This window comes from Alsobacter sp. KACC 23698, assembly GCF_045348435.1.
Classification (GTDB): domain Bacteria; phylum Pseudomonadota; class Alphaproteobacteria; order Rhizobiales; family Beijerinckiaceae; genus Alsobacter.
The window spans coordinates 892,165-913,999 of sequence record NZ_CP157484.1; the positions used below are offsets into that span (position 1 = coordinate 892,165).

The following is a 21,835-nucleotide window of genomic DNA, read 5'->3' on the forward strand; positions in this document are numbered from 1 at the left end:
CCGATGAAAGACGAACGAGGGGCGCGGTGGTTCCCGTCGCCCGGCGCGCCGGGCGATCGGGCGCGGCGCGGCTCCTAGACGGCCTCCTGCGCCTCGCGCAGGACCTTGAGCACGTCCATGCCGGCAAAGACGAAACCGCCCACGCCCGCGTCGGTCAGCGCGGCCTCCAGCTCGCCCGGGCGGCCGGCCAGATAGACACGGCGCGCCCCGGCGCCGGCCAGCGCCCGGGCGGCGTCGGCCGCTTCGCGGGCGTAGACCTCGTCCGACGAGCAGATGCAGGCCAGCGGCGCCCCGCTGGCCCGGAACGCCGCCGCAAGCGCGCCGATGTCGGTGGCGCCGGCCGCGGCGAAGCCGTCATTGCCGAGCGCGACCACGCCCCCGGCTTCGAACAGGTTCTTGGCGAACTGGGCGCGCGCCGTGAAGGCGGAGACCGGCCCCAGATTGGCCAGGAACACCGTTGGGTTGCGGCCCGCCGCGCGCGCCGCCTCCGCGTCGTCCCGAAGCCGCTCGAAGGGCTCCGACAAGCGGAAGGCCGGCAGGGCAGCGATGCCGGAGAAAGGCCGCGCCGGCGCGCCCTCGGGCGCCCGCGCCAGCACCGCGACGGGCTTCTCATGGGCGTCCGGAAACTCGCTCGCCCCCGTGAGGGCGTCCTTGCGGCGCGCCACGGCCGTCTCGCGCTCTTTTCGCGTGGCGGCGACCCTAGCCTGGAAGGACCCGGCCTCCAGCGCGGCCGGAAGGCCGCCGCTGCGCTCGATCTCCTGGAAGAGGTCCCAGGCGGCGGAGGCGAGAGACGCGGTGAGCGCCTCGTGGCCGCCGGAGCCGGCGGCGGGGTCGGCCACCTTGGCGAGGTTCGCCTCCTCCAGCAGCACGAGTTGGGTGTTGCGCGACAGCCGCCGCGCGAAGGCGTCCGGCAGGCCGATCGCCTGGGTGAAGGGCAGCGCCGCGACGCTGTCGGCCCCGCCCACGCCGGCGGCGAAAACCGCCACCGTCTCGCGCAGCAGGTTCACCCACGGATCGCGGCGGGTCATCATGCGCCAGGCCGTCTCGGCGTGGATGTGGATCGGCTCGGGCGCGAGCCCGCAGGCCTCCTCCACCCGCGCCCACAGGAGCCGGAGCGCCCGCAGCTTGGCGATGCCGAGGAACTGGTCCGCGTCGACGGCGAGCCGGAACCCGATCAGCCGCCGCGCGGCGTCCAGGTCCATCCCACCCGCTTCCAGCGCGCGCAGAGAGGCGACGGCGCTGGCCGTCGCATAGGCGAGCTCCTGGGCTTCCGAGCCGCCGGCCGCGTGCACCACGCGGGCGTCGGCGGCGGCGACCGGGCCCCGGAAGCCGCGCTTCGCGATCGAGGACGCCATGGCGGCGAAGGGCTTGGCGAGGTCCGGCCAGGGCAGCGGCAGTCCGCCCAGCGTCGCCATCTGGCCGAGGGGATCGTAGCCGAAGGAGACCCGCACAGAGGCAGGGTCGGTCTTGTCGCGTTCGATGCGCGCGGCGAGGGCCTCGGCGGCCTCCTTGCACGCGAAGGACAGGTCGACCTCGACGTGGATGCCGGCTTCCAGCACGACGCCCTGCAGGGCGCGCTCGACGGTGGCGGCGGACCCGTCCGGGAGGCCGAAGCCGTAGGCGCCGTGCGAGCCGGCGAAGACGAGCTGAAGGCCGGTGGCGCCGTTCTCCAGATCCTCGAGCGCCTGGGCGTTCGCCCGCGCGGGATCGGGGTCGTCGACCCGCTGCAGCACGCTCCAGCCCGTCCCGGGCGTGCGTCCGGCGATGGGGGCCACGTCCTCTGCCTTGGGATAAAGCGGCTGGATGCTCAGCCCGTCATAGGTGCGCGACACCAAGGTCCGCTCGAAATCCTTCCCTTTCAGGACCGTGTCGACCAGGGCTCGCCACTGGTCGCGCGTGGGCAGGGGGAAGGACGATGCGAAGGGGGCTTGGGTCATCCGAGGCTCTCGCTGTCCGGCCGAAAATCCGGCCGGACCATGCCATGACCGCGCCCGCCGGCGCCACCCTCCGTTCGACGGACCCGGCAGGCCGGGCCCCGCGAAGAGCTCAGACGAACTGGCCGAGACCCGGCACGGCGCCGACGATCGCGCCCATCGTGTCCTCGCCGGCCGTCTCGCGGCCATAGGCGAAGAGCTCCTTTCCGAGCGTCTGCATCTGGTCCATCGACAGGCCGGCCGAGGTGAGCTGGCCGGCCAGCGCCATCAGGCCGCCGCCGCCCATCATGCCGCCGATCGCGCCCAGGATGCCGCCGCCCCCGCCGCCGCCGGCCTGCTCGGCCGCCAGCGTCTCCGCCCCCGGCATCGCCTGGAACATGCGGCCGACATCCTCGGCCGGAGCCTCCTTCTGCAGGAAGGACAGGATGATGCCGACGGCCTTGCGGGCCAGCTCGGGGTCCATGCCCGAAGCGGCGCTGATGCGCGAGATGAGGTCTTCCATGATGGCTCCGTTCTGGCGGCCAAGCGCCGCTCCCGGCGCATCTTTGGAAGCCATGCCGGCGAAAGACAAGCGCGCCGCCGGCGAATTGATCTTTGTCGACAGGCTGCGGCGTGTGGCATGGAGCGCGCGGCGCAGGTATATCTGGCGCCACGAGCGATGCGCGGAGCCTCCGCGCCACGGACGGACAGGTCATGGCCGAAGACGCGATCATCATTGGGCAGAGCGAAAAGCCGGAGCAGCTGCTCCTGCGGCTCGCCAACAGGCACGGCCTGGTCACCGGCGCGACCGGGACCGGAAAGACCGTCACCTTGCAGGTCCTGGCCGAGGGCTTCTCCAACGCCGGGGTGCCGGTGTTCGCCGCCGACGTGAAGGGCGACCTCTCCGGGCTGGCCATGATGGGCGACGCCAGGGAGGCCTTCGTCAAGCGCGCCAAGGACATGGGCATCGACTACCAGCCCGACGAGTTCCCGGTGACCTTCTGGGACCTGTTCGGGCAGCAAGGCCATCCCGTGCGGGCGACCGTGCTGGAGATGGGCCCGCTCCTGATGTCGCGCATGCTGGAGCTCAACGACACCCAGGAGGGCGTGCTCAACATCGCGTTCCGGATCGCCGACGAGCAGCACCTGCCGCTCATCGACATCAAGGACCTGCGCCTCCTGCTCAACGAGATGACCAAGGACGACGGGCTGAAGCCCGTCGCCACCCAGTACGGCAACGTCGCCGACGCCACCGTCGGCTCCATCCTGCGCCAGCTGCTGGTGCTGGAGAACCAGGGCGCCACGACGTTCTTCGGCGAGCCGGCGCTGCAGATCACCGACTTCATGCGCACGGATCGCGACGGACGGGGCGTGGTCAACATCCTGGCCGCCGACAAACTGATGGCCAATCCGCGCCTCTACGCGACCTTCCTGCTCTGGATGCTGTCCGAGCTCTTCGAGCAGCTGCCGGAAGTGGGCGACGTGGACAAGCCCAAGCTCGTGTTCTTCTTCGACGAGGCGCATCTGCTGTTCAACAACGCTCCCAAGGCGCTGCTGGAGGCGGTGGAGCAGGTGGTGCGCCTGATCCGCTCCAAGGGCGTCGGCATCTATTTCGTCACGCAGAACCCGCTGGACGTGCCCGACACCGTGCTGGCCCAGCTCGGCAACCGCGTCCAGCACGCGCTGCGCGCCTTCACGCCCCGCGACCAGCGCGCCGTGAAGGCGGCGGCCAGCACCTTCCGCCAGAATCCGAAGCTGAACACCGAGGAAGCCATCACCCAGCTCGGCGTCGGCGAGGCGCTGGTGTCGATGCTGGAGGGCAAGGGCATCCCCGAGATGGTCTCCCGCACGCTGATCCGGCCGCCGGCCGGCCGCGTCGGCCCCGTCACCCCGCAGGAGCGCCAGGCGATCGTGGCCGCCAGCCCGCTCAAGGGCAAATACGAGACGGCCGTGGACGGCGAGTCGGCCTATGAGATCCTGACGCAGCGGCGCGGCCTTCAGAAGCCCGCGACGGCGCCCGGACAGGCGCCGTCGCAGGTTCCCGCCGGCCAGGCCCCGCAGCAGGCTTCGGCGTCGGGCGGCCTCGGCGGGATCCTGGGCGGCATCCTCGGCGGCATGGGCGGCGGCTCCGGAGGAGGAGGCCGCGCCCGCATGACGGTGACGGAACGCGTCATCACCAACATGGCCTCGTCGGCCGCCCGCACCGTCGGCACCCAGGTCGGCCGCGCCATCCTGCGCGGCGTCCTGGGGAGCTTGATGAAGTAGGGGGACTGTCAGAGCCAGTCGTTCAATCCCCGCATCTGGAGCGCTTTGTCGATGGGCTCGGCCCACCCCTTCTTCCCGCGGGAGCGCGCGTCGTCGAGCGCGTCCTGGAGGGCGTCGGCGTCGGCCGGGCCGAGACACTCGAAGAGCGCCTGCGCCTGATCCAGATCCTTGGCGGCTTTGGCCGTGTCCATGGTCCGCTTCTGCGAGATGAGCAGCTTGTGGACTGCGTATCGGGCCGGCTGAGGAACGCGGACGAGTGCGCCCGATCCGTGTAGAGCCACAGCCCAGATGGGGTTCTCGATGAGCCAGCCCATGTGCTGGATGGGGATGGCGCCCGCACGAAGCCCAGGGACAGGCATGGGATTCTGATCGGTCCTGCGCAGCATCGGCGTCAAGACCTCGACGAGAAAGCCGGAGGCTGAACGAAACCGAGAAGGCGGAGCCCGGTGATCCAACATGGGGGCGCCCCGGAACGTCGGATCGGCGCCTTGCAGGATCTCTTCCAACGAAACGATCTCGGCGTCTCCCTCCTCGGCGCCAAGCCGCCTCGCCGTCAGAGCAAGGCTCGCCGTGGCGATGTCTGCATCGCGCGTCATCATCCCGGCCGGAGGCAAGACGGCGCCGACGACCGGCGAGTAGCATTGGTAGGCTGAGGTGCCCACGAGGACGGCGCCGGCCTGGAACAGACCCGCAGCCGCGGTGACCTCGAGCACGCGGCCCAATTCCTTGTCGGGACCGGACAGTCCGGCGCTCCGGAGCACGCTGACCGTCTTTCGCCGCGCCTTCTGCCTCTCGGCGGCCATTTGAATGGCGTCGGCTTTGGCGATGGCGGCGGGATCCGCCGCATGGCCGAGGTAAATCTTGCCCCGGGTTTGACCCGTTCTGATGCTCGCGTAGATGTAGCTCTGTCCCTTGACGTCGTGCCGATAGACCGAGCCCGCGCGCTCGTCCGGAATGGACAGGCTCTGCACCAGATCCGCATACAGGGTCAGGAGAGTGGGGGCGATCGGCTTCATGTTCGGGTTATGGACATTAAATGTGTTTTTGTCCATAACTTTTTGGGAGTGGCGGAGCGCTTGCGCCTGAGCCGATGCCGGATATTCTGCCCGCTTCCCATCGCCAGAGTAAAATCCATGTCTCATCTTGAAGCCGTTCTCGCCAAGATCGACGCCGATCTCGATGCGTCGCTGGAGCGGCTGTTCGCCTTCTTGCGCATTCCCTCGATCTCCACCGACTCAGCCTATGCGGCGGAGTGCAAGCGCGCGGCCGAGTGGCTGGCTGCGGACGTGAAGTCGCTCGGTTTCGAGGATGCGGGCCTGCGCCCCACCGGCGGCCACCCCGTCGTGCTCGGCCACGCGCCCAAGCCCGGCAAGCCGCATGTCATGTTCTACGGCCATTACGACGTCCAGCCGGTCGATCCGCTGAACCTGTGGGAGACGCCGCCCTTCGAGCCGCGGCTCGCCACGCTGCCGGACGGCCGCAAGGTCATCATGGCGCGCGGCGCCTGCGACGACAAAGGCCAGGTGATGACCTTCCTGGAGGCGTGCCGGGCCTGGAAGGCCGTCACGGGGTCGCTGCCGATCGGCATCACCCTCCTGGTGGAGGGCGCCGAGGAGGACGGCTCCAAGCACTTGCCGGAATTCGTGGAGGCCAACAAGGCCGAGCTGAAGGCGGATGTCGTGCTGGTCTGCGACACCGGCATGTGGGACCAGGACACGCCCATGATCACCACCGCGCTGCGTGGCATGGTCTATGAGGAGATCATCGTCCGCTGCGCCGACCGGGACCTCCATTCCGGCCTGTTCGGAGGCGGCGCGCAGAACCCGATCCGGGTCCTGGCGCGGATCATCGCCGACCTGCACGACGCCGACGGGCGGATCACGCTCGAGGGCTTCTATGACGGCGTGCCCGACACCCCGACCCAGGTGCTGGAGCAGTGGCGCGGCCTGGGCCTCACCGAGGAGAGCTTCCTGAAGCCGGTCGGCCTGTCCATCCCGGCGGGCGAGAAAGGCCGCATGCTGATCGAGCAGGTGCAGTCGCGTCCGACATGCGACGTCAACGGGATCATCGGCGGCTATACGGGGGAGGGCGCCAAGACGGTGATCGCCGGGCAGGCGTCGGCCAAGATCTCGTTCCGGCTCGTGGGCGACCAGGATCCGGCCAAGATCACGGCCGCCTTCGAGCGCCATGTGCGGGCCAGGATCCCGGCGGACTGCTCCGTCGAGTTCATCAAGCACAAGGGCTCGCGCGCCATCCAGCTGCCCTACGACATGCCGCAGCTCACGGCGGCCCGCAACGCCCTGCAGGAGGAGTGGGGCAAGGCCCCGATCACGCTGGGCAGCGGCGGCTCGATCCCGATCGTGGGCGACTTCAAGCGTTCGCTCGGCGTCGACAGCCTGCTGGTCGGCTTCGGCCTCGATGACGACCGGGTGCATTCGCCGAACGAGAAATACGACGTGAAGAGCTTCCACAAGGGCGCGCGCTCCTGGGCGCGCATCCTCGCCGCCCTGGCGGAGTGAGGCCATCCCGGCGGCGCCGGACGAGGGGGGCTTCGGGACCCCCTCGTCCGGTAAAGCGCAAGCCGTCCATTAACGCTTAAGCAAACGCCGGCGGGCTATGCTTCCCGCGGGACCCGGAGCGTCCGATGCCGGGCCGTGTATGAGTAGGCGTTATGGCGGCGACCCAGGTTCACATCATCGATCCCTGCGGCGGCGGACTGGTTCTCGTGGCCTGCGAGGACGGTTCGCGCGTGCTGTTCGGGTCCAGCGCCCACCTGGTGAGCCAGCACGACGTCCTGCAGCGCCTGTTCGAGGTGCTCGAGGACGGCGCCATTGACTACTACGCGCATAGCGGGGTCGAGACCGACAACAAGCTGGATCTCGCCGCGATCGACGAGTTCTTCCCCATCAAGACCTGCGTCGAGTTCGTCGGCTCAGGCGTCAATTACCCGCCGAGCTACGTGGCGTTCCGCGCTGACCGGCCCGTGGAGATGCTGGAGGCCGACGACGTGCTCGGCTTCGGCGCCACCAATGTCCGCCTGTTCGGCGCGGCCAAGCCCCGGCCGATGGACACGGGCGAGTGGCGCCCGCTGGCGCTGCACGTGGCGCATGAGGAGCCGACGGGCTCGAAGGCCGTGCTGGCCTTGGGAGCGACGGGCGGCCTCGACTGGATCGCGATCGCGAAGGCGGTGGGCGACGACCTCAAGGCCGATTGCGTCGTGGTCGACGGCAACCGCCCGCTGGACATCGTGATCACCACCGGCGAGCGGGTGGATGTGAGCATCGACCATCTGCGCCGGATCGGGCCTTCGATGATCGTGATGGGCGCCGAGAGCCACTCCAAGAGCCCGCTGCGCAAGACGGCCATGGACCTCTATTCGTGCTTCACCCGCGAGAATGGCGGGCAGAGCGTGATCGACATGAAGAAGGACGGCTGGCTGACGCTGAAGCTGGATGGCGACGGCGTTCGCACCGAAGTGGAGCCCCGCTCCATCGGGCAGGCGGCCTGACCTCCAAGATACGCCGACAAACGCAAAACGCCGGCGTCATCGCCGGCGTTCGTCGTTGCGCGAAGGGCGCAGCCGCGCTCAGGCGGCCTTCAGCACCGTTTTCACCCGCGACTGCAGGGCGTTCGGATCCACCGGCTTCAGGATGAACGCGTCCACGCCCAGCAACTTGGCCTGCCGGACGGTGTCCGACGACGTCTCGCTGGTCGCCATGATGACGGGGGTGCTGCGCAGCACCGGGTGGGAACGGATGGCCTTGAGCAGGCCGAGGCCCGAGACGCCGCCCATGTGCATGTCGGTGATGACGAGGTCGTAGCGGACCGTGGTGAGCTTCTTGATGGCGTCCTCGCCGCTCTCCGCCCCGTCGATGATCTCAAAACCCATCTGCAGCAAGGCGAAACGAAGAAGGCCTCTCATGCTCTTCTGGTCATCCACGACCAGGACCTTCTTGGACTTCAGATCCGACATGGTGCGCTCCCGCGGCGCGAACGCCGGCTCCCGGCGCTCCCCGTTCGCGCACCTTCACACGCGGGAGTAAACAGATGCCTTAGCAAGGCTGCATAGGCCCACCGATCATTCGCAGTGGCGCTGGCGATCATGGAATTTCATGGCTCGCGGCCCAGGACTTCGTTGACGCGGCGCATGCCGGGCGCTTCGATGCACGCCACTGTTCTGGAGGTGTTCACGATGGCCGAGTGGTCGCAGACCTGGACCTGGTTCGACGGGCGATGGCAGGAGGGCAACCCGCCCCTCATGGGTCCGCGCACCCACGCTTTCTGGCTCGGCTCCTCGGTGTTCGACGGCGCGCGAGCCTTCGAGGGCGTGACCCCGGACCTCGATCTGCATCTGGCGAGGGTGAACCGCTCCGCCGAAGCCCTGAACCTGAAGCCGACCATGTCGGTGGGGGCCATGACCGAGCTCGTCCGCGAGGGCGTGGCCAAGTTCGGCCCTTCGGCCGAGCTCTATATCCGGCCGATGTACTGGCCGGAGGAGGGCAGCCACAGCGCCGTCGCGCCCGACGCGGAGACGACCCAGTTCTGCCTGTGCATCTATGAAGCCCCGATGCCCAACGGCGCCCGGTCGGCCATCACCCTGTCGCCGTTCCGCCGGCCCACCATCGAGACGATGCCGGTGAACGCCAAGGCCGGCTGCCTCTATCCCAACAACGCCCGCGCCCTGCTGGAGGCGCGCAAGCGGGGCTTCGACAACTGCCTGCTCTGCGACATGCTGGGCAACGTCGCCGAGCTCGCCACCGCCAACGTCTTCATGGGCAAGGACGGGGTGCTGCTGACGCCCGCCCCGAACGGCACGTTCCTCAACGGCGTGACGCGCCAGCGCGTCCTCCAGCTCGCCCGCAAGGCCGGCATGACGGTGGCCGAGGGAAGCCTGACCTACAAGGATTTCGTCGGGGCCGACGAGATCTTCTCGGTGGGCAATTACGGCAAGGTGCAGCCCGTGAGCCGCATCGACGACCGCGATCTCCAGCCGGGCCCGCTCTACCGCAAGGCGCGCGAGCTCTACTGGGAGTTCGCCCACGCGGGCCGATAGTCTCGAGCGGGCCGGCGGCGCGCGAATCCGCTAGGCTGCGCCGATGACGTCCCGCACGCCTGCGTCCCGCCGCCGAACCGCCGCCGCGCTCGCCGCCCTCCTGGCGGCCGCCGAGCCGGCGGCGGCCGAAAGGCCGATCCGCTACAGTCCCGAGCGGGGCGGATCCTGCACGGTGATGATCCCCTATTACGGGCCGCGCGCGCTGTGGATCGGCAGGCTCGCCGCCGAGCGTCCGCTCGACGTCTCGTCCGACCGGATCTTCAGCGACGCCCGAACGGCGGAATCCTGCTTCTTCACCGAGGCCGAGTGCCGGACCTGGCTGGCGCGCCTCATGATCGACTGGCGGCCCAGGCCGGGCTTCGCCCTGTGCGAGCCGGCCGGCGGCGCCGTCATGCGCGGCGGAACGGGACCCGTAAAGCCTTGAACATGGCCAGCAGCACGGCCGCGTAGACCGCGGCTCCGGCCGCCCCCAGCACCAGCAGCTGGGCTTCGTTCCGCAGCATTGGCAAGGCGGCCGTCAGCGACTGGACCGGCTGTCGGCCGAGAAGGGCGACCGCCGCCAGGGCCAGCGCCGCCGCGCCCACGGCCGCGAAGGTGCGCGCCAGCGCCGAATCCGGCGCCAGCAGGTCGCGCCGCAGCGCCAGCGTGACGAGCAGCCCGACATTGATCCAGGCCCCGACCGCGGTGGCGAGCGCCAGCCCGGCGGCGCCCATCGGCTTGTAGAGCACGAGCTTCAGCAGCACGTTGACGGCGATGCCCGAGAAGGATGCGATGAGGGGCGTCGCCGTGTCCTTGCGGGCGTAGAAGGTCGCCACCGCCGAGCGGATCAGCACGACCGCGGGCAGCCCCACCCCATAGGCGGCGAGCGCCGCGGCCGCCTCGTCGGCCGCCGTCATCGTGAAGGCGCCGCGCATGAAGACGGCCCGGATCACCAGGTCGGGGATCGCCAGGAAGGCGACCAGGAACGGGGCCGAGAGCGCGATGGTGAACGCCACCGCGCGGTTTTGCGCCGCCATGGCCCCGGCGGCGTCGCCCGCCGCGAGGCGCTTGCTCATGGTCGGCAGCAGGACGGTCCCCGCCGCGATGCCGATCACGCCCACGGGGAGCTGGTAGAGCCGGTCCGCGTAGTTGAGCGCCGAGACCGCGCCGGTCGGCAGCAGCGAGGCGATCACCGTGTCGGCGAACATGGCGATCTGCACCCCCGCCGAGCCGACGATGGCGGGGCCGAGCGTGCGGAAGAAGGTCCGCAGGTCCTTGTCGAGAAAGGGTTTGCGGAAAGCCGGCATGCAGCCTGCCCGGGCCGCGTCGGCGACGACGAGGCCCAGCTGCAGCAGGCCCGACACCGCCACCCCCCAGGCGGCCGCATAGGCCGCGTTGGGGAACCAGAACGCCACCAGCAGCGCCGCGATGACGCTGAGATTGAGGAGAATGGGCGCGCCGGCCGCCGCCGCGAAGCGGCCATTGGCGTTGAGCACCGCCGAGACCAGCGTCACGATGGTGATGAAGAGCAGATACGGGAAGGTGATCCGCGTCAGCGCCACGGTGAGCTGGAACTTCTCCGGCTCGTCGGCGAAGCCGGGGGCGAGCACCGCCACGACCTGCGGCATGAAGGCCAGAGCCGCCAGGGTGAAGGCCGCCAGGGTCAGGGTGAGCAGCGTCAGGATGCGGCCGGCGAGGCTGCGCGCCGCATCGACGCCGCGGCTTTCCAGCGCCCCCGAATAGCTGGGCACGAACGCGGAGTTGAACGCGCCCTCGCCGAAGATGGTGCGGAAATGGTTCGGCAGCCTCTGCGCCACGAAGAACGCGTCCGAGGCCAGTCCCGCGCCCATGACGGCCGCGATGATCATGTCCCGGAGCGCGCCGGTGACGCGCGACAGCAGCGTGAAGCCGCCGACCGACAGGATGCTCTTGTACATGCTCAACCGGTCATCGGGTCAGGCCCTGCGCCGGTCGACGCCGACCGGACGCGTGGGCGTCGCCAGGGCCTGGGGCTCCTCGAAGCCGACCTGGTCGCCGACGATGTAGAGGGGGCGGCGCTTCACCTCCGCGAAGATGCGGCCGATATATTCGCCGATCACGCCCAGCGAGATGAGCTGCACGCCGGCCAGGAAGGTGACGGACACGATCAGCGACGCGTAGCCGGGCACGTCCACCCCGCTCATCATGGTCTGGACGAGGATCCAGATCGCGGTGATCAGCGAGAAGGCCGACACGCAGGCGCCCACATAGGTCCAGAGCTTCAGGGGCAGGGTGGAGAAGGACGTGATGCCGTCGAAGGCGAAGCGGAACAGCTTGCGGGCGTTGAACTTGCTGACGCCATGCACCCGCTCCGCCACCTCGAAGGGCACGCCGATCGACGGGAACCCGATCCAGGCGTAGAGGCCCTTGGAGAAGCGCGCGCGCTCGCCCATCTGGCGCAGCGCGTCCACCGCCCGGCGGTCGAGAAGCCGGAAGTCGCCGGCGCCCTCCGGCAGGGGCGTCTCGCCGAAGGCGTCGAAGAGGCGATAGAACAGGCGCGTGAACCACCGCCGCACGGGCCCATCCGCGCGACGGTCGGTGCGCTGGCCGTACACCATGGCGTAGCCCTCGCGCCATTTCTGCACGAAGGTCGCGATCATCTCGGGCGGATGCTGCAGGTCGGCGTCCATGATGACGGTCGCCTGCCCGCGCGCATGGTCCAGCCCCGCCGCGATGGCGATCTCCTTGCCGAAATTGCGGCTGAAGGCGACGGCGCGCAGGCGCGGGTCGGCGGCGTTGAGGCTGCGGATGCGCGCGAGCGTGTCGTCGCGCGAGCCGTCGTCGATGAAGACCATCTCCCAGGACGCGGTCGCGGCGTCCAGGACGGGGCGCAGGCGCGCGACCAGCGCGTCCACATTGGCGGCCTCGTTGTACACGGGGACCACGATGGAGAGCTCGGGGGCGGCGTCGGTCACGTGCGTTGTCTCTGGTCGGCGCGGGTGGTGCGCCGCATGTGCTATGTCTGCGAAAAGAGCCGACATTGCGCCGGCGCGCAAGCCGCGCGCCCCGGCGAACACCAGCCTGGACAAGATGCCCTCCTACCGACAGTCCGACCGCCCCGCCGCGTTCGCCCTCGTGGCCGACGATTACGCCCTCACCGAGGGCGTCAGCCGGTCCATTCTCGACCTCATCGAGCGCGGCCGCCTCACCGGAACCGGGGCGATGACCACCCGCCCGGCCTGGAAGGCGCTGGCGCGCGAGCTGCGCGGCCATGATGGACGCATCGACGCCGGGCTGCACGTGAATTTGACGCTGGGCCAGCCCATCGGCGCCATGCCGAAGCTGTGCGGGAGCGGCGCGCTGCCCTCCCTGTCGACGCTGGCCGCGCGGGCGTTCTCCGGCCGTCTCGACCAAGCCGAGCTGCAAGCCGAGATCCTGCGCCAGGTCGACGCCTTCGCGGACGCGTTCGGGCGCCTGCCGGACTATGTGGACGGCCATCAGCACGTTCACGTGCTGCCGGTGATCCGGGCCGCCTTGTTCGGCGCCGTCGCGGCGCGGTGGCCCGGCGAGCCTCCCGTCGTCCGCAACCCGTTCGACACGCCGGGCGCGATCCTCGCCCGCGGCGTCGCCGCGCCGAAGGCCCTCGCGATCGCCGCGCTGGCGCTCGGATTCGCCCGTCAGCTGGACGCGCGGGGCATAGCCTCCAATCGCGGGTTCTCGGGCGTGAGCCCGTTCGATCCGGACCAGGGCTACGGCGCGCAATTCGCGCGCTTCCTGGTCGCCCCCGGCCCGGCGCATCTGGTCATGTGCCACCCGGGTTTCCCCGACGCCGAACTCGCGGGGCTGGATCCGGTCACCCTGACGCGTCGAATCGAACACGAATTCCTCGTCGGCGACGACTTCCTTCACGTGCTGCGTGAAGCGGATCTTAAGCTTGAGCGGTTGAGCGTTGTCGCCAGATCAGCATGAGGATTTAACGCTGCTTTTACGCTGCGGCCCTAACGTCGCGAGAGTTGATCCCGACTGGCCGCGAGTACAATTCGTGCAGCATCACGAGTGGCGCACATTCCATCGCTCCATCATTCTCGTGATTGCGAGCGTCGGTGCGCTCGTGTTGGCCCTGTGCGTGGCCTGCGCCTGCGTCCAGGGCGGCGGCGCCATCCGGTCCGGCTTCGCGACGAAGCACGTCAATCTGATGCAGGTCGTGGTTCCGATCATGGCGGCGGCCGTGGCGAAGGGCGACGCCGCGGCGCAGACCGCCGTGCTGGCGAGCCTGCCGGGCGACCCGGACGTGACATGGGCCGCGCTGGTCGACGCGCAGGGGCGCATCGTCGGCCGGTCGGCCGCCCAAGGCCTGCGTGACGCCGCGCCCGACGACCGCATCGCCGCCCTCGCGGGCGCGTCCGTCGGCGCCGGTCCCTGGCGGTCCCAGACGACGGAGGCGGCGGTCTATGGGTCGGACCTTTCGGCGGCGCGCGACGGGGCCAACGCCACGCTGCTGGTCGAGTTCTCCCACGAGCGGGCCGAGGCCCGGGTGCTGCGCATGCGCACGGTGGCGATGGTCATCGGCCTGATCGCCATCGCGGTCCTGTCCTGCGCGCTCGTGATCACCGTGATCCACCTCACCCGGCCCGTGCGGGACCTGGCGGTCACCACGCGCAGGCTCGCCGACGGGGACCTGAACGTCGCGGTGCCGGGCACGCATCTGCAGGGCGAGATCGGCGCCATGGCGCGCGCCGTGCAGGTCTTCAAGGATCGCCTGCTGGAGCGCGCGACCCTCCAGATGCGCAGCGAGATGGACCGCAACGGCCAGGCCTCGCGGCAGAGCCGCATCGACGCGCTCGTGGCGCAGTTCCGCTCGGCCGTGCGCGAGGGCCTGTCGAGCGTCGCGGCCAACAGCGAGCAGATGACCTTCGCGGCCCGCACCATGACGGGCATCGCGGCGGAGTCGGCCAAGCGCGCCAAGACGGCCGCCAAGGCGGCCCGGGACGCCTCCGAGAGCGTCCGCACGGTGGCCCGCGCCTCCGACGAATTGTCCTCCGCCATCATCGACATCGAGTCCCAGGTCAGCAAGGCGCGGCAGGTCGTGTTCGACGCAGCGAGCACCACCCGGGCGACCACCTCCACGGTGCAGAGCCTCGCCGGCAAGGCCCAGGACATCGGCGAGGTCGTCAGCCTGATCCAGGCGATCGCCGCCCAGACGAACCTGCTCGCCCTCAACGCCACGATCGAGGCGGCGCGCGCGGGCGAGTCGGGCAGGGGCTTTGCGGTGGTGGCGTCCGAGGTGAAGAACCTGGCCGGGCAGACCGCCCGGGCGACGGAGCGCATCTCCGAGCAGGTCGGCGCCATCCAGGGCGCGACGGCCTCCGCCGTGGACGCCATCGAGGCGATCTCGCGCCTGATGGAGGAGGTCGAGGGCTTCACCTCCGGGATCGCGCACGCCGTCGAGCAGCAATCGTCCGCCACCGGCGAGATCGCCACGGGCGTGTCCCGCGCCGCCGTCGGCACCGAGAGCGCCGCGCGCGACATGAAGGAGCTGGACGCGGTGGTGGGCGAGACCGACCAGTCCGCCGCGCAGGTCAACCAGTCGGCCATGGACGTGGCCGAGCAGTCGCGCCGGCTGCACGCCACCGTCGACCTGTTCCTGGAGTCCGTGTCGCGCGCCTGACGCGCCGGAAAACGCAAAACGGGGCCCTGAGGCCCCGTTCGTCGCGTCAGACCGCTCGGGCTTACCGGGCCGCCTTGGAATAGAGCTCCTCGACATACTCCCAGTTCACCAGGTTATCGATGAACGCCTTGAGGTAGTCGGGGCGACGGTTGCGGTAGTCGATGTAGTAGGAGTGCTCCCACACGTCGACGCCCAGGATCGGCGTCGCGCCGTGCACCAGCGGGCTCTCGCCGTTCGGGGTCTTCTGGACGACGACCTTGCCGTCCTTGACGGCGAACCACGCCCAGCCCGAGCCGAACTGCGTCGTGCCGGCGGCGATGAACTCTTCCTTGGCCTTGTCGACCGAACCGAAGCCGTCGACCAGCGCCTTTTCGACCGAGCCCGGGATGGACCCGCCGCCATTCGGCTTCATCCACTTCCAGAAGTGCATGTGGTTGTAGTGCTGGCCGGCGTTGTTGAAGAGACCCTGGTTCTTTCCGAACGATCCCTTGACGATCTCCTCGAGCGACTTGCCCTCGAATTCCGTGCCCTTCAGCAGATTGTTGCCGTTGTTCACATAGGCGAGGTGATGCTTGTCGTGGTGATACTCGAGCGTCTCCTTGGACATGTAGGGCTGCAGCGCGTCGTGCGAATAGGGCAGATCCGGCAGGCTGAACGACATGGTGCAATCTCCTCGAAGTTTTGTCCCGAACGGGGGCGACGCGGACGTTGACGCGCCGAGAGGCGGGGAACTTAGGCTGCTTTCGGCCTCGCTGGGAAGCGGGATTCGTCGGGGCGGAAGGTCGTCCCCGCCGGGACCCCACGCCCGGCCGTCGCGGAAAAGCGCCTGTCCCTGAGAGGAAGAAGTGGGGCGCGATCGCATTCCTTCAACAGGTCGGCGCAAGGGGCCGGACGGCGCTGGAGTTGACAGGAGGTGACCTCTTGTCGAGTGTCACGACGAGAAAGCGCGGACCCTCGCGTTTATTGCCGGATCAACCATGACCGCCCTGTTGTACTGTGTCGCCGCGCTGCTCATTCTCGCCGGAGCCGCAGCCGGCCTATACGGGGCCGACAACATCCGCGCCGAAAGCGGCTCCGCATGGCTGCAGACCGGCGGCGCGCTGTTCGCCATCGGCTTCGTGGTGCTGGCCCTGGCCTCGGCGCTGCGCGAGCTGAAGCGCATCCGCCGCGCCCTGACCGAGATCAGCGACGAGCCCGAAGCCGCGGCCCCGCAGGCGCGCCTGCCCGAACCTCCGGTCGTGGCCCCGGCGGCCGTCGCGGCCGCGGTCGGCCCGGGGCCGGACCGCGACGCCGAATTCTCCAACGACCAGGGCGAGGCTCCGGAGCCGAAGGGGCCCGAGACGCCGACGCCCGTCGTCGCCTCCGCCGCTGAGCGGATCGGGACCGCCACGCGGTCCGACGCAGGCGCGCATGGCGCAAGCCCCGAACGGGACGCTCCGCCCCCGCCGGAGCAGCGCCGCCAGGAGCTGGAGCATGAACGCAAGCCGGAGCATGAGCCGGAGCCGGAGCATGAGCCGGAGCGCCCGCCTGAGCCCGAGCCCGCACCGTCGGCTCCCCCGGCGCCGCCGACCGTCGTGGCGACCTATACGTCCGGCGGCGTCAACTACTTCATGTATTCCAACGGCTGCATCGAGGCCGAGCTCGAGAAGGGCCGGTACCGGTTCAACTCCATGGCCGAGTTGCGGACCTATGTGGAGACCGGCGAGGGCGGGACCCTGATCGCGCCCGCCTCCGGCTCGCCTGCGCCCGCCGCCACGTCGGCGGCGTCGTAGGTCGACGCCGCGCGACGGCTTCGCGTCAGGCCGTCAGCAGGCCCTGCGCGGCCCCGACCGCGAAGGCGTAGCTCTGGGCCACCTCCTGCAGGCGGTCGAAGCGGCCGGACGCGCCGCCATGACCGGAATCCATGTCGATGCGCAGCACGAAGGGGCCGCTGCCCGCCGCCGCGCTCTCGCGCAGGCGCGCCACCCATTTGGCGGGCTCCCAATAGGTGACCCTCGGATCCGTGAGGCCGCCGACCGCCAGGATGGCGGGGTAGCGCTGGGCGCTCACCTGGTCCACCGGCGAGTAGGACAGGATGGCGTCGAAGGCTTCGGCGCTCTCGATGGGGTTGCCCCATTCGGGCCATTCCGGCGGCGTCAGCGGCAGGGTGGCGTCCAGCATCGTGGTTAGCACGTCGACGAAGGGCACCTCGGCGATGACGGCCGCGAACAGGTCCGGCGCCATGTTGGCGACCGCCCCCATCAGCATGCCGCCGGCGCTGCGGCCCTGGGCCACGATCCGCCCCGGCGCGGTCAGCCCGGCGTCGCACAGCGCCTGCGCCACGGCGATGAAGTCGGTGAAGGTGTTGGTCTTGTGCTCGCGCTTGCCGGACATGTACCAGCGCCAGCCCTTCTCGGTCCCGCCGCGCACATGCGCGATCGCGTAGACGAAACCGCGGTCGACCAGCGACAGGCACTCCGTGTCGAAGTCGGCCGGCATCGAGATGCCATAGGCCCCGTAGCCATAAAGCAGGCAGGGGGAGGGGCCCTCCGGGCGGTCCGCCCGGTAGACGACCGACACCGGCACGATCTCGCCGTCCGGCGCGGTGGCGAACAGTCGGCGCGTGACGTAGTCGGCCGGGTCATGGCCGGACGGCACCTCCTGGCGCTTCAGCAGGCGGCGCGTCCGGGCCGCCATATCGTAGTCGTAGGTCTCGGCCGGCGTCGTCATCGACGAATAGACGAAGCGCAGCGCCGGCGTGTCGAACGCGTATCCGGGCTGCGCGCGCACCGAATAGGCCTCCTCGTCGAAGGCGATTGCATGCTCCTCGCCGGTGTCGGCCGCGCGCACGACGATGCGCGGATGCGCGTCCTGCCGCTCGGTGCGGACCAGGAAATCGCGGAACGGCGCCATGGACAGGATCATCACGCCGGGGCGGTGCGGCACGAGGTCCGTCCAATTGCGGCGGCCGGGGGCGTCGAGGGGCGCGGTGACCAGCTTGAAGTCCTCCGCGCCGTCGGCGTTGGTGAGGATCACGAAGCGGTCGCCAAAATGCTCCACCTCGTAGCGCAGCTCGGTCTGGCGAGGCTCGACCAGGCGGGGAGGCGCGGCCAGGTCGGCGCGGTCCAGCACGTGGACCTCCGTGGTCTCGTGGTCGCTGATCTCGATGAAGGCGAAACGGCCGGAGCGGCTTTCGCCGATATTCACGAACCAGCCGTCCGCGGCCTCCTCATAGACCAGGACGTCGCTCGCGACAGGCTCGCCCAGGCGATGCAGATAGACGTGCTTCGGCCGGTGGTTCGGATCGAGCTTCACATAGAGAAAGCTGCGCCCGTCCGCGGCCCAGACCACCTCGCCGGTGGCGCCCTCGACGAGGTCGGGCAAGTCCTGCAGGGCGGCGGCGTCGCGCACCCGGATGGTGAAGAACTCCGACCCGGCGTCGTCGCTGCTCCAGGCCAGGAGAGCGTGGTCGTCCGTGTGGCGGCGCTGTCCCAGCCGGTAGAACGGCTTGCCGGCCGCGAGGGCCTCGCCGTCCAGAAGGACGCTCTCGTCGCCTCCCGCGTTCGGCTTGCGGCAGACCAGCGGGTGCTGCCCGCCGGCGCGGTAGCGCGTATAGTAGCTGAACGGGCCGTCCGGCGCCGGCACGGACGAGTCGTCCTCCTTGAGGCGGGCCCGCATCTCGGCGGCGATCGAGGCGTGAAGGTCGGCGACGCGGCCGATCACCGTGGCCCCATAGGCGTTCTCGGCTTCGAGATGTCGCCGGATGTCGGCGGGCAGCACGGAGGGGTCGCGCAGGACCTCCTGCCAGTTGTCGGCCTTCAGCCATGCATAGGGATCCACGATCGTCCGCCCATGCGCGGTCGTGACGGCGTCGCGCCGCGGCGCGAGAGGGGGCGTGGTCCGCATGTCGTCGGATGGCGTCGTCATGGCGTTGATCTCGTCTGGTGTGGCGCGAGGCGGCTTCGGGCCCGCCGGCTTTGCGTCCGCGGTCGTCGGAGTGGAACAGGCCCGGGTGGTGGTATTTTTACGCGAGTGGTCACGCTATTGCCCGTATTCCGGGATGCAACATGAGGGAGAGGTCAAAGTACACATGTGGAATCTACATGAGGGGTCGTAGAGCTTCCCTTTTTCATTGCATGCGTTGACAACGTGGCCTAGACCGTCGGCGAGTTGAAGACGTCGCTTGAGCTGAGCCTTTCGAGAATCGGGCAACCGACCGGGCGAAGCTGATCGTGAAGGGGACGGCGAAGCTTCCGCAGAGGAGTGTCCGCCGGCCTTCCATGACCAAGCCAGGACCGGAAGTCCGACTGGCCGAGAGGGGGATCTATAAGCACATGACAGAAGAGAAGACAGCTTCGAACTATCTCGAACTCGCGGCCGATATCGTCGCAGCCTATGTCAGCAACAACGCCGTGACCGTGACGGAGATGCCGAGCCTCATCGGTGACGTGCACCGCGCGCTGCTGGCGCTCGCGACGGGCGTGGCGGAGACCGCGGTCGAGGCGCCCAAGCCCGCTGTGCCGGTGAAGAAGTCGATCACGCCGGACTTCATCGTCTGCCTTGAGGATGGGAAGAAATTCAAGTCGCTGAAGCGGCACCTGCGCACGCAATACGGGATGTCTCCCGAGGAGTATCGCGAAAAGTGGGGCCTGCCGGCCGACTATCCCATGGTGGCGCCGAACTACGCCGCCGCCCGGTCCGACCTCGCCAAGCAGATGGGCCTCGGCCAGCAGCGCCGCAAGCGCAAGCCGGCGGCCGGCAAGTAGGTCGGGTCTCGGCCTTTCGCGCGGGGCGCCGGATGCATCGCGGTCCGGCGCTTGGACGCGCCATGGCTCGGCCGCGTCGTAGGCCAGCCGCGCCATGGCCCATGCCGGGTCATGGCCTCAGCCGGGTCATGGCCGGCGGCCGCGAAGGGCCGCAAGTCCCGCCGTTTCGGCCTTGTAGGCCTGCATCAACCCGATGTGGCGGTTGATGTCGTAGGTCCAGTGCCCGGCGCGGCCGAGTGCGCGCTCGGCCCTGAGTTCGCGCGCCAGAAGCGCCACGATGCGACGCGTGCGCGCAGGCTCCGCCTCCGGCGCGGACCCCAGCCCGACCGGCACCAGCCGTCCCAGCATCCGCCCGCGCTCATAAAAGCGCGCGCCGGCCTCCACGGCCTCGTGCACGGATCGCGCCGCCCTCATCCCGATCCCGGACGATCTCGCTCTCATTCGTCTGCTCCCGCGTCCCCCGCCGCGCCTCTCTTGCGCGCCGGCTTCCGGGAGAATATAAGAATAAAAACCTTAGTCAAACCACATGCGAGGACAACATGCCTTCAAAGCTGTCCGCCTTAGCCGGCGCGAGCGCCTCCGGCCCGCTCAGGCTTCTGGCCAAGCTCGCGGCGCAGCCGGACGGGACGCCGGCCTCAGCGCTCGCCTCAATGGCCGCCCATGCAGAGGCGCTGGTCCGGTCGGACCTGGCGTGCTGGACGGGGCGGGGGGACGACAGCCGGCTGCGTCTCACCGCGCCGGGCGCGGCCTTCCTGCGGCGCCGCCAGGCCGCGCCCGAGCACGCGTTCCTGGCCCAGCACCGGCCGCTGAGCGCGCGCGCGGTCGAGATCGACGGGCGGGAGGCGCCGGTCGTCATGGACGACGCCGAGAGCCCGCTCGCCTGGCTGCGCCGGCGCACGGGCAAGGACGGCCGCCCCTTGCTGGACGATGCGCGCTACGCCGCCGGTGAGCGCTTTCGGGCCGACCTGACGCTCGGCATGGTGCTGCCGCGCGTCACGGCGAGCTGGAGCGCCGGCCCGAGGAGCGGGCGGCGCGGCGCGGGGGTGGAGCACGTCACGGATCTCGCATTGGCCGCCCGCCAGCGCTGCGACCACGCGGCCCGCTCGCTCGGCGGCGAGATGGCGGCGCTGCTGATCGACGTCTGCGGCTTCCTCAAGGGCCTCGAGGAGGTCGAGCGGGAGAGGGGCTGGCCGGCGCGCTCCGCCAAGGTCGTCCTCGCGGTGGCGCTGGGCCGCCTGGCCGAGCATTACGGGCTCGCCGTCGAAGCCGTCGGTCCGGCGCGCTCGACGGGCGTAAGGATGTGGGGGGCGGCGGACTACCGCCCGACTTTGGCCGAGTGAGGCTCAGGCCGAGGCGAGGGCGCTCCGGGCGTCGGCCTTGATGCGCTCGATCATGGAGCGCACGCCGTTGGAGCGCTGCGGCGTGATGTGGGCGGACAGCCCGAGCCGCTCGAAGACCGGCTGCGCGTCCAGCGCCAGCACCTCGCTGGGCCGATGGTCCGAGTAGATCGCGAGCGTCAGCGCCACGAGGCCGCGGACGATGTGGGCGTCGCTGTCGCCGCGGAAATGCAGCAGCGGCTCGCCGTCCGCCGTCGTCCGGGTCGTGGCCTCGAGCCAGACCTGGCTGGCGCAGCCGCGCACCTTGTTGGCGTCCGAATGCGCCTCGGGAGGCAGCGGTTCGAGCGTGCGGCCGAGCTCGATGAGATACCGGTACCGGTCGTCCCAGTCGTCCAGCAGCTCGAAAGTCTCGATGATCTCGTCGATGGTCGCGTTCATGTCCGCCGGGCCCTTGCGTCCCCCACGCATATAGAGGCGGCGGGCCGAAAGCGACAGCGCGGGCTGCGGCTTATGCGATCGGCTAGGGCGCGCGCCGGACGTCGCGCCGGCGCGCGGCCGTCGACGCCTCGTCCGCATGCGTCGCTGCGCCGCCCATGAGGGCGGCCGCCGCCGCCTGGGCGGTCACGCCCGTCAGAACGCAGCCTTCCTTGTCCCTGACGCAGCGCTCCACCGCCGCGCCGACAGCCTTCTCGGCCTGGACGGCCAGGCCGGACTTGGCGGCGGCGGCGAGCTCGGCCACGGGCGGATCCGCCTCGCGCAGAGGAGAAAGAGCGTAGACGACGCCCACGGCGACAATGGTCCTGAGCACGAGACCCATGGGGCGTGTCCTGATTGCAGCGCCAGGCACCATGCCGCAGGCACCCTTAAGGCCGGGCTAAATCCCCGGCCCGCCGCGG

General features: G+C 70.1%; 21 protein-coding genes. 10 read left to right on the forward strand and 11 right to left on the reverse strand.

Annotated features, from left to right (window positions below; genetic code table 11):
• Window positions 1–74 precede the first annotated feature (74 nt).
• On the reverse strand, window positions 75–1,937 hold the full coding sequence (locus ABEG18_RS04055; protein ID WP_406856816.1) for a methylmalonyl-CoA mutase family protein: 1,863 nt from the start codon (window positions 1,935–1,937) through the stop codon (window positions 75–77).
• Window positions 1,938–2,046: 109 nt separating this feature from the next.
• A complete protein-coding gene (locus ABEG18_RS04060) occupies window positions 2,047–2,436 on the reverse strand; it encodes a DUF2267 domain-containing protein (RefSeq protein ID WP_406856817.1) in 390 nt (129 codons plus the stop codon).
• Window positions 2,437–2,627: 191 nt separating this feature from the next.
• Here ABEG18_RS04060 and ABEG18_RS04065 point away from each other — a divergent pair, with 191 nt between their 5' ends.
• Window positions 2,628–4,178, forward strand: a complete 1,551-nt coding sequence (locus ABEG18_RS04065) for a helicase HerA-like domain-containing protein (protein WP_406856818.1) — start codon at window positions 2,628–2,630, stop codon at window positions 4,176–4,178.
• 8 nt (window positions 4,179–4,186) lie between these two features.
• Here the strand turns inward: ABEG18_RS04065 and ABEG18_RS04070 are convergent, their stop codons facing one another.
• Window positions 4,187–5,194 (reverse strand): GSU2403 family nucleotidyltransferase fold protein, encoded by a 1,008-nt coding sequence (locus ABEG18_RS04070; RefSeq protein ID WP_406856819.1) that lies wholly within the window; start codon window positions 5,192–5,194, stop codon window positions 4,187–4,189.
• Between the two features lie 117 nt (window positions 5,195–5,311).
• Here ABEG18_RS04070 and ABEG18_RS04075 point away from each other — a divergent pair, with 117 nt between their 5' ends.
• Together ABEG18_RS04075 and ABEG18_RS04080 are read left to right on the forward strand one after the other, a co-directional pair.
• Window positions 5,312–6,697, forward strand: coding sequence for a dipeptidase (locus tag ABEG18_RS04075; RefSeq protein ID WP_406856820.1), 1,386 nt, complete (start codon window positions 5,312–5,314; stop codon window positions 6,695–6,697).
• A 152-nt stretch (window positions 6,698–6,849) separates the two neighbouring features.
• Window positions 6,850–7,686 carry a hypothetical protein gene (locus tag ABEG18_RS04080; protein ID WP_406856821.1) on the forward strand — a complete coding sequence of 279 codons (837 nt, stop codon included), beginning with the start codon at window positions 6,850–6,852 and terminating at the stop codon, window positions 7,684–7,686.
• Window positions 7,687–7,764: 78 nt separating this feature from the next.
• Here the strand turns inward: ABEG18_RS04080 and ABEG18_RS04085 are convergent, their stop codons facing one another.
• A complete protein-coding gene (locus ABEG18_RS04085; protein WP_406856822.1) occupies window positions 7,765–8,151 on the reverse strand; it encodes a response regulator in 387 nt (128 codons plus the stop codon).
• Window positions 8,152–8,370: 219 nt separating this feature from the next.
• On the opposite strand from ABEG18_RS04085, the gene ABEG18_RS04090 reads away from it, so the two are divergent.
• Entirely contained in the window at window positions 8,371–9,231 is an 861-nt protein-coding gene (locus tag ABEG18_RS04090; protein WP_406858527.1) for a branched-chain amino acid aminotransferase, read from the forward strand.
• Window positions 9,232–9,274: 43 nt separating this feature from the next.
• On the forward strand, window positions 9,275–9,655 hold the full coding sequence (locus ABEG18_RS04095) for a hypothetical protein (protein WP_406856823.1): 381 nt from the start codon (window positions 9,275–9,277) through the stop codon (window positions 9,653–9,655).
• Here the strand turns inward: ABEG18_RS04095 and murJ are convergent.
• Together murJ and ABEG18_RS04105 are read right to left on the reverse strand one after the other, a co-directional pair.
• Window positions 9,621–11,147, reverse strand: coding sequence for a murein biosynthesis integral membrane protein MurJ (gene murJ, locus ABEG18_RS04100; RefSeq protein ID WP_406856824.1), 1,527 nt, complete (start codon window positions 11,145–11,147; stop codon window positions 9,621–9,623). The genes ABEG18_RS04095 and murJ overlap by 35 nt on opposite strands.
• A gap of 18 nt (window positions 11,148–11,165) precedes the next feature.
• Entirely contained in the window at window positions 11,166–12,164 is a 999-nt protein-coding gene (locus ABEG18_RS04105; RefSeq protein WP_406856825.1) for a glycosyltransferase family 2 protein, read from the reverse strand.
• Here ABEG18_RS04105 and ABEG18_RS04110 point away from each other — a divergent pair.
• A complete protein-coding gene (locus ABEG18_RS04110) occupies window positions 12,136–13,158 on the forward strand; it encodes a ChbG/HpnK family deacetylase (RefSeq protein WP_406856826.1) in 1,023 nt (340 codons plus the stop codon). The genes ABEG18_RS04105 and ABEG18_RS04110 overlap by 29 nt on opposite strands.
• A 73-nt stretch (window positions 13,159–13,231) precedes the next feature.
• Window positions 13,232–14,857, forward strand: a complete 1,626-nt coding sequence (locus ABEG18_RS04115) for a methyl-accepting chemotaxis protein (protein ID WP_406856827.1) — start codon at window positions 13,232–13,234, stop codon at window positions 14,855–14,857.
• A 61-nt stretch (window positions 14,858–14,918) separates the two neighbouring features.
• Here ABEG18_RS04115 and ABEG18_RS04120 read toward each other — a convergent pair whose 3' ends face one another.
• Window positions 14,919–15,518 (reverse strand): superoxide dismutase, encoded by a 600-nt coding sequence (locus tag ABEG18_RS04120; RefSeq protein WP_406856828.1) that lies wholly within the window; start codon window positions 15,516–15,518, stop codon window positions 14,919–14,921.
• A gap of 316 nt (window positions 15,519–15,834) precedes the next feature.
• Here ABEG18_RS04120 and ABEG18_RS04125 point away from each other — a divergent pair, with 316 nt between their 5' ends.
• On the forward strand, window positions 15,835–16,629 hold the full coding sequence (locus ABEG18_RS04125) for a hypothetical protein (RefSeq protein ID WP_406856829.1): 795 nt from the start codon (window positions 15,835–15,837) through the stop codon (window positions 16,627–16,629).
• 25 nt (window positions 16,630–16,654) lie between these two features.
• On the opposite strand, the gene ABEG18_RS04130 is transcribed toward ABEG18_RS04125, so the two are convergent.
• Window positions 16,655–18,763, reverse strand: coding sequence for a S9 family peptidase (locus ABEG18_RS04130; protein ID WP_406856830.1), 2,109 nt, complete (start codon window positions 18,761–18,763; stop codon window positions 16,655–16,657).
• Between the two features lie 407 nt (window positions 18,764–19,170).
• Between ABEG18_RS04130 and ABEG18_RS04135 the strand changes: the two genes are divergently transcribed.
• Window positions 19,171–19,602: a MucR family transcriptional regulator gene (locus ABEG18_RS04135; RefSeq protein WP_406856831.1), complete on the forward strand. Its 432-nt coding sequence runs from the start codon at window positions 19,171–19,173 to the stop codon at window positions 19,600–19,602.
• 126 nt (window positions 19,603–19,728) lie between these two features.
• On the opposite strand, the gene ABEG18_RS04140 is transcribed toward ABEG18_RS04135, so the two are convergent.
• Window positions 19,729–20,043: a DUF6477 family protein gene (locus tag ABEG18_RS04140; protein WP_406856832.1), complete on the reverse strand. Its 315-nt coding sequence runs from the start codon at window positions 20,041–20,043 to the stop codon at window positions 19,729–19,731.
• A gap of 98 nt (window positions 20,044–20,141) precedes the next feature.
• On the opposite strand from ABEG18_RS04140, the gene ABEG18_RS04145 reads away from it, so the two are divergent.
• Window positions 20,142–20,942 carry a DUF6456 domain-containing protein gene (locus ABEG18_RS04145; RefSeq protein WP_406856833.1) on the forward strand — a complete coding sequence of 267 codons (801 nt, stop codon included), beginning with the start codon at window positions 20,142–20,144 and terminating at the stop codon, window positions 20,940–20,942.
• Window positions 20,943–20,945: 3 nt separating this feature from the next.
• Here ABEG18_RS04145 and ABEG18_RS04150 read toward each other — a convergent pair whose 3' ends face one another.
• Together ABEG18_RS04150 and ABEG18_RS04155 are read right to left on the reverse strand one after the other, a co-directional pair.
• On the reverse strand, window positions 20,946–21,377 hold the full coding sequence (locus ABEG18_RS04150) for a SufE family protein (protein ID WP_406856834.1): 432 nt from the start codon (window positions 21,375–21,377) through the stop codon (window positions 20,946–20,948).
• An 82-nt stretch (window positions 21,378–21,459) separates the two neighbouring features.
• A complete protein-coding gene (locus tag ABEG18_RS04155; protein WP_406856835.1) occupies window positions 21,460–21,756 on the reverse strand; it encodes a hypothetical protein in 297 nt (98 codons plus the stop codon).
• Window positions 21,757–21,835: the final 79 nt, after the last annotated feature.

What these genes read in the sequence shown, in the direction of transcription:
- ABEG18_RS04145 (WP_406856833.1), top strand. Translation starts at nt 20,142, where the DNA reads ATGCCTTCAAAGCTGTCCGCCTTAGCCGGCGCGAGCGCCTCCGGCCCG.
- ABEG18_RS04110 (WP_406856826.1), top strand. Translation starts at nt 12,136, where the DNA reads ATGGAGAGCTCGGGGGCGGCGTCGGTCACGTGCGTTGTCTCTGGTCGG.
- ABEG18_RS04120 (WP_406856828.1), bottom strand. Translation starts at nt 15,518, where the DNA reads ATGTCGTTCAGCCTGCCGGATCTGCCCTATTCGCACGACGCGCTGCAG.
- ABEG18_RS04060 (WP_406856817.1), bottom strand. Translation starts at nt 2,436, where the DNA reads ATGGAAGACCTCATCTCGCGCATCAGCGCCGCTTCGGGCATGGACCCC.
- murJ (WP_406856824.1), bottom strand. Translation starts at nt 11,147, where the DNA reads ATGTACAAGAGCATCCTGTCGGTCGGCGGCTTCACGCTGCTGTCGCGC.
- ABEG18_RS04130 (WP_406856830.1), bottom strand. Translation starts at nt 18,763, where the DNA reads ATGACGACGCCATCCGACGACATGCGGACCACGCCCCCTCTCGCGCCG.
- ABEG18_RS04085 (WP_406856822.1), bottom strand. Translation starts at nt 8,151, where the DNA reads ATGTCGGATCTGAAGTCCAAGAAGGTCCTGGTCGTGGATGACCAGAAG.
- ABEG18_RS04150 (WP_406856834.1), bottom strand. Translation starts at nt 21,377, where the DNA reads ATGAACGCGACCATCGACGAGATCATCGAGACTTTCGAGCTGCTGGAC.
- ABEG18_RS04075 (WP_406856820.1), top strand. Translation starts at nt 5,312, where the DNA reads ATGTCTCATCTTGAAGCCGTTCTCGCCAAGATCGACGCCGATCTCGAT.
- ABEG18_RS04135 (WP_406856831.1), top strand. Translation starts at nt 19,171, where the DNA reads ATGACAGAAGAGAAGACAGCTTCGAACTATCTCGAACTCGCGGCCGAT.
- ABEG18_RS04125 (WP_406856829.1), top strand. Translation starts at nt 15,835, where the DNA reads ATGACCGCCCTGTTGTACTGTGTCGCCGCGCTGCTCATTCTCGCCGGA.
- ABEG18_RS04080 (WP_406856821.1), top strand. Translation starts at nt 6,850, where the DNA reads ATGGCGGCGACCCAGGTTCACATCATCGATCCCTGCGGCGGCGGACTG.
- ABEG18_RS04140 (WP_406856832.1), bottom strand. Translation starts at nt 20,043, where the DNA reads ATGAGAGCGAGATCGTCCGGGATCGGGATGAGGGCGGCGCGATCCGTG.
- ABEG18_RS04055 (WP_406856816.1), bottom strand. Translation starts at nt 1,937, where the DNA reads ATGACCCAAGCCCCCTTCGCATCGTCCTTCCCCCTGCCCACGCGCGAC.
- ABEG18_RS04095 (WP_406856823.1), top strand. Translation starts at nt 9,275, where the DNA reads ATGACGTCCCGCACGCCTGCGTCCCGCCGCCGAACCGCCGCCGCGCTC.
- ABEG18_RS04155 (WP_406856835.1), bottom strand. Translation starts at nt 21,756, where the DNA reads ATGGGTCTCGTGCTCAGGACCATTGTCGCCGTGGGCGTCGTCTACGCT.
- ABEG18_RS04070 (WP_406856819.1), bottom strand. Translation starts at nt 5,194, where the DNA reads ATGAAGCCGATCGCCCCCACTCTCCTGACCCTGTATGCGGATCTGGTG.
- ABEG18_RS04090 (WP_406858527.1), top strand. Translation starts at nt 8,371, where the DNA reads ATGGCCGAGTGGTCGCAGACCTGGACCTGGTTCGACGGGCGATGGCAG.
- ABEG18_RS04065 (WP_406856818.1), top strand. Translation starts at nt 2,628, where the DNA reads ATGGCCGAAGACGCGATCATCATTGGGCAGAGCGAAAAGCCGGAGCAG.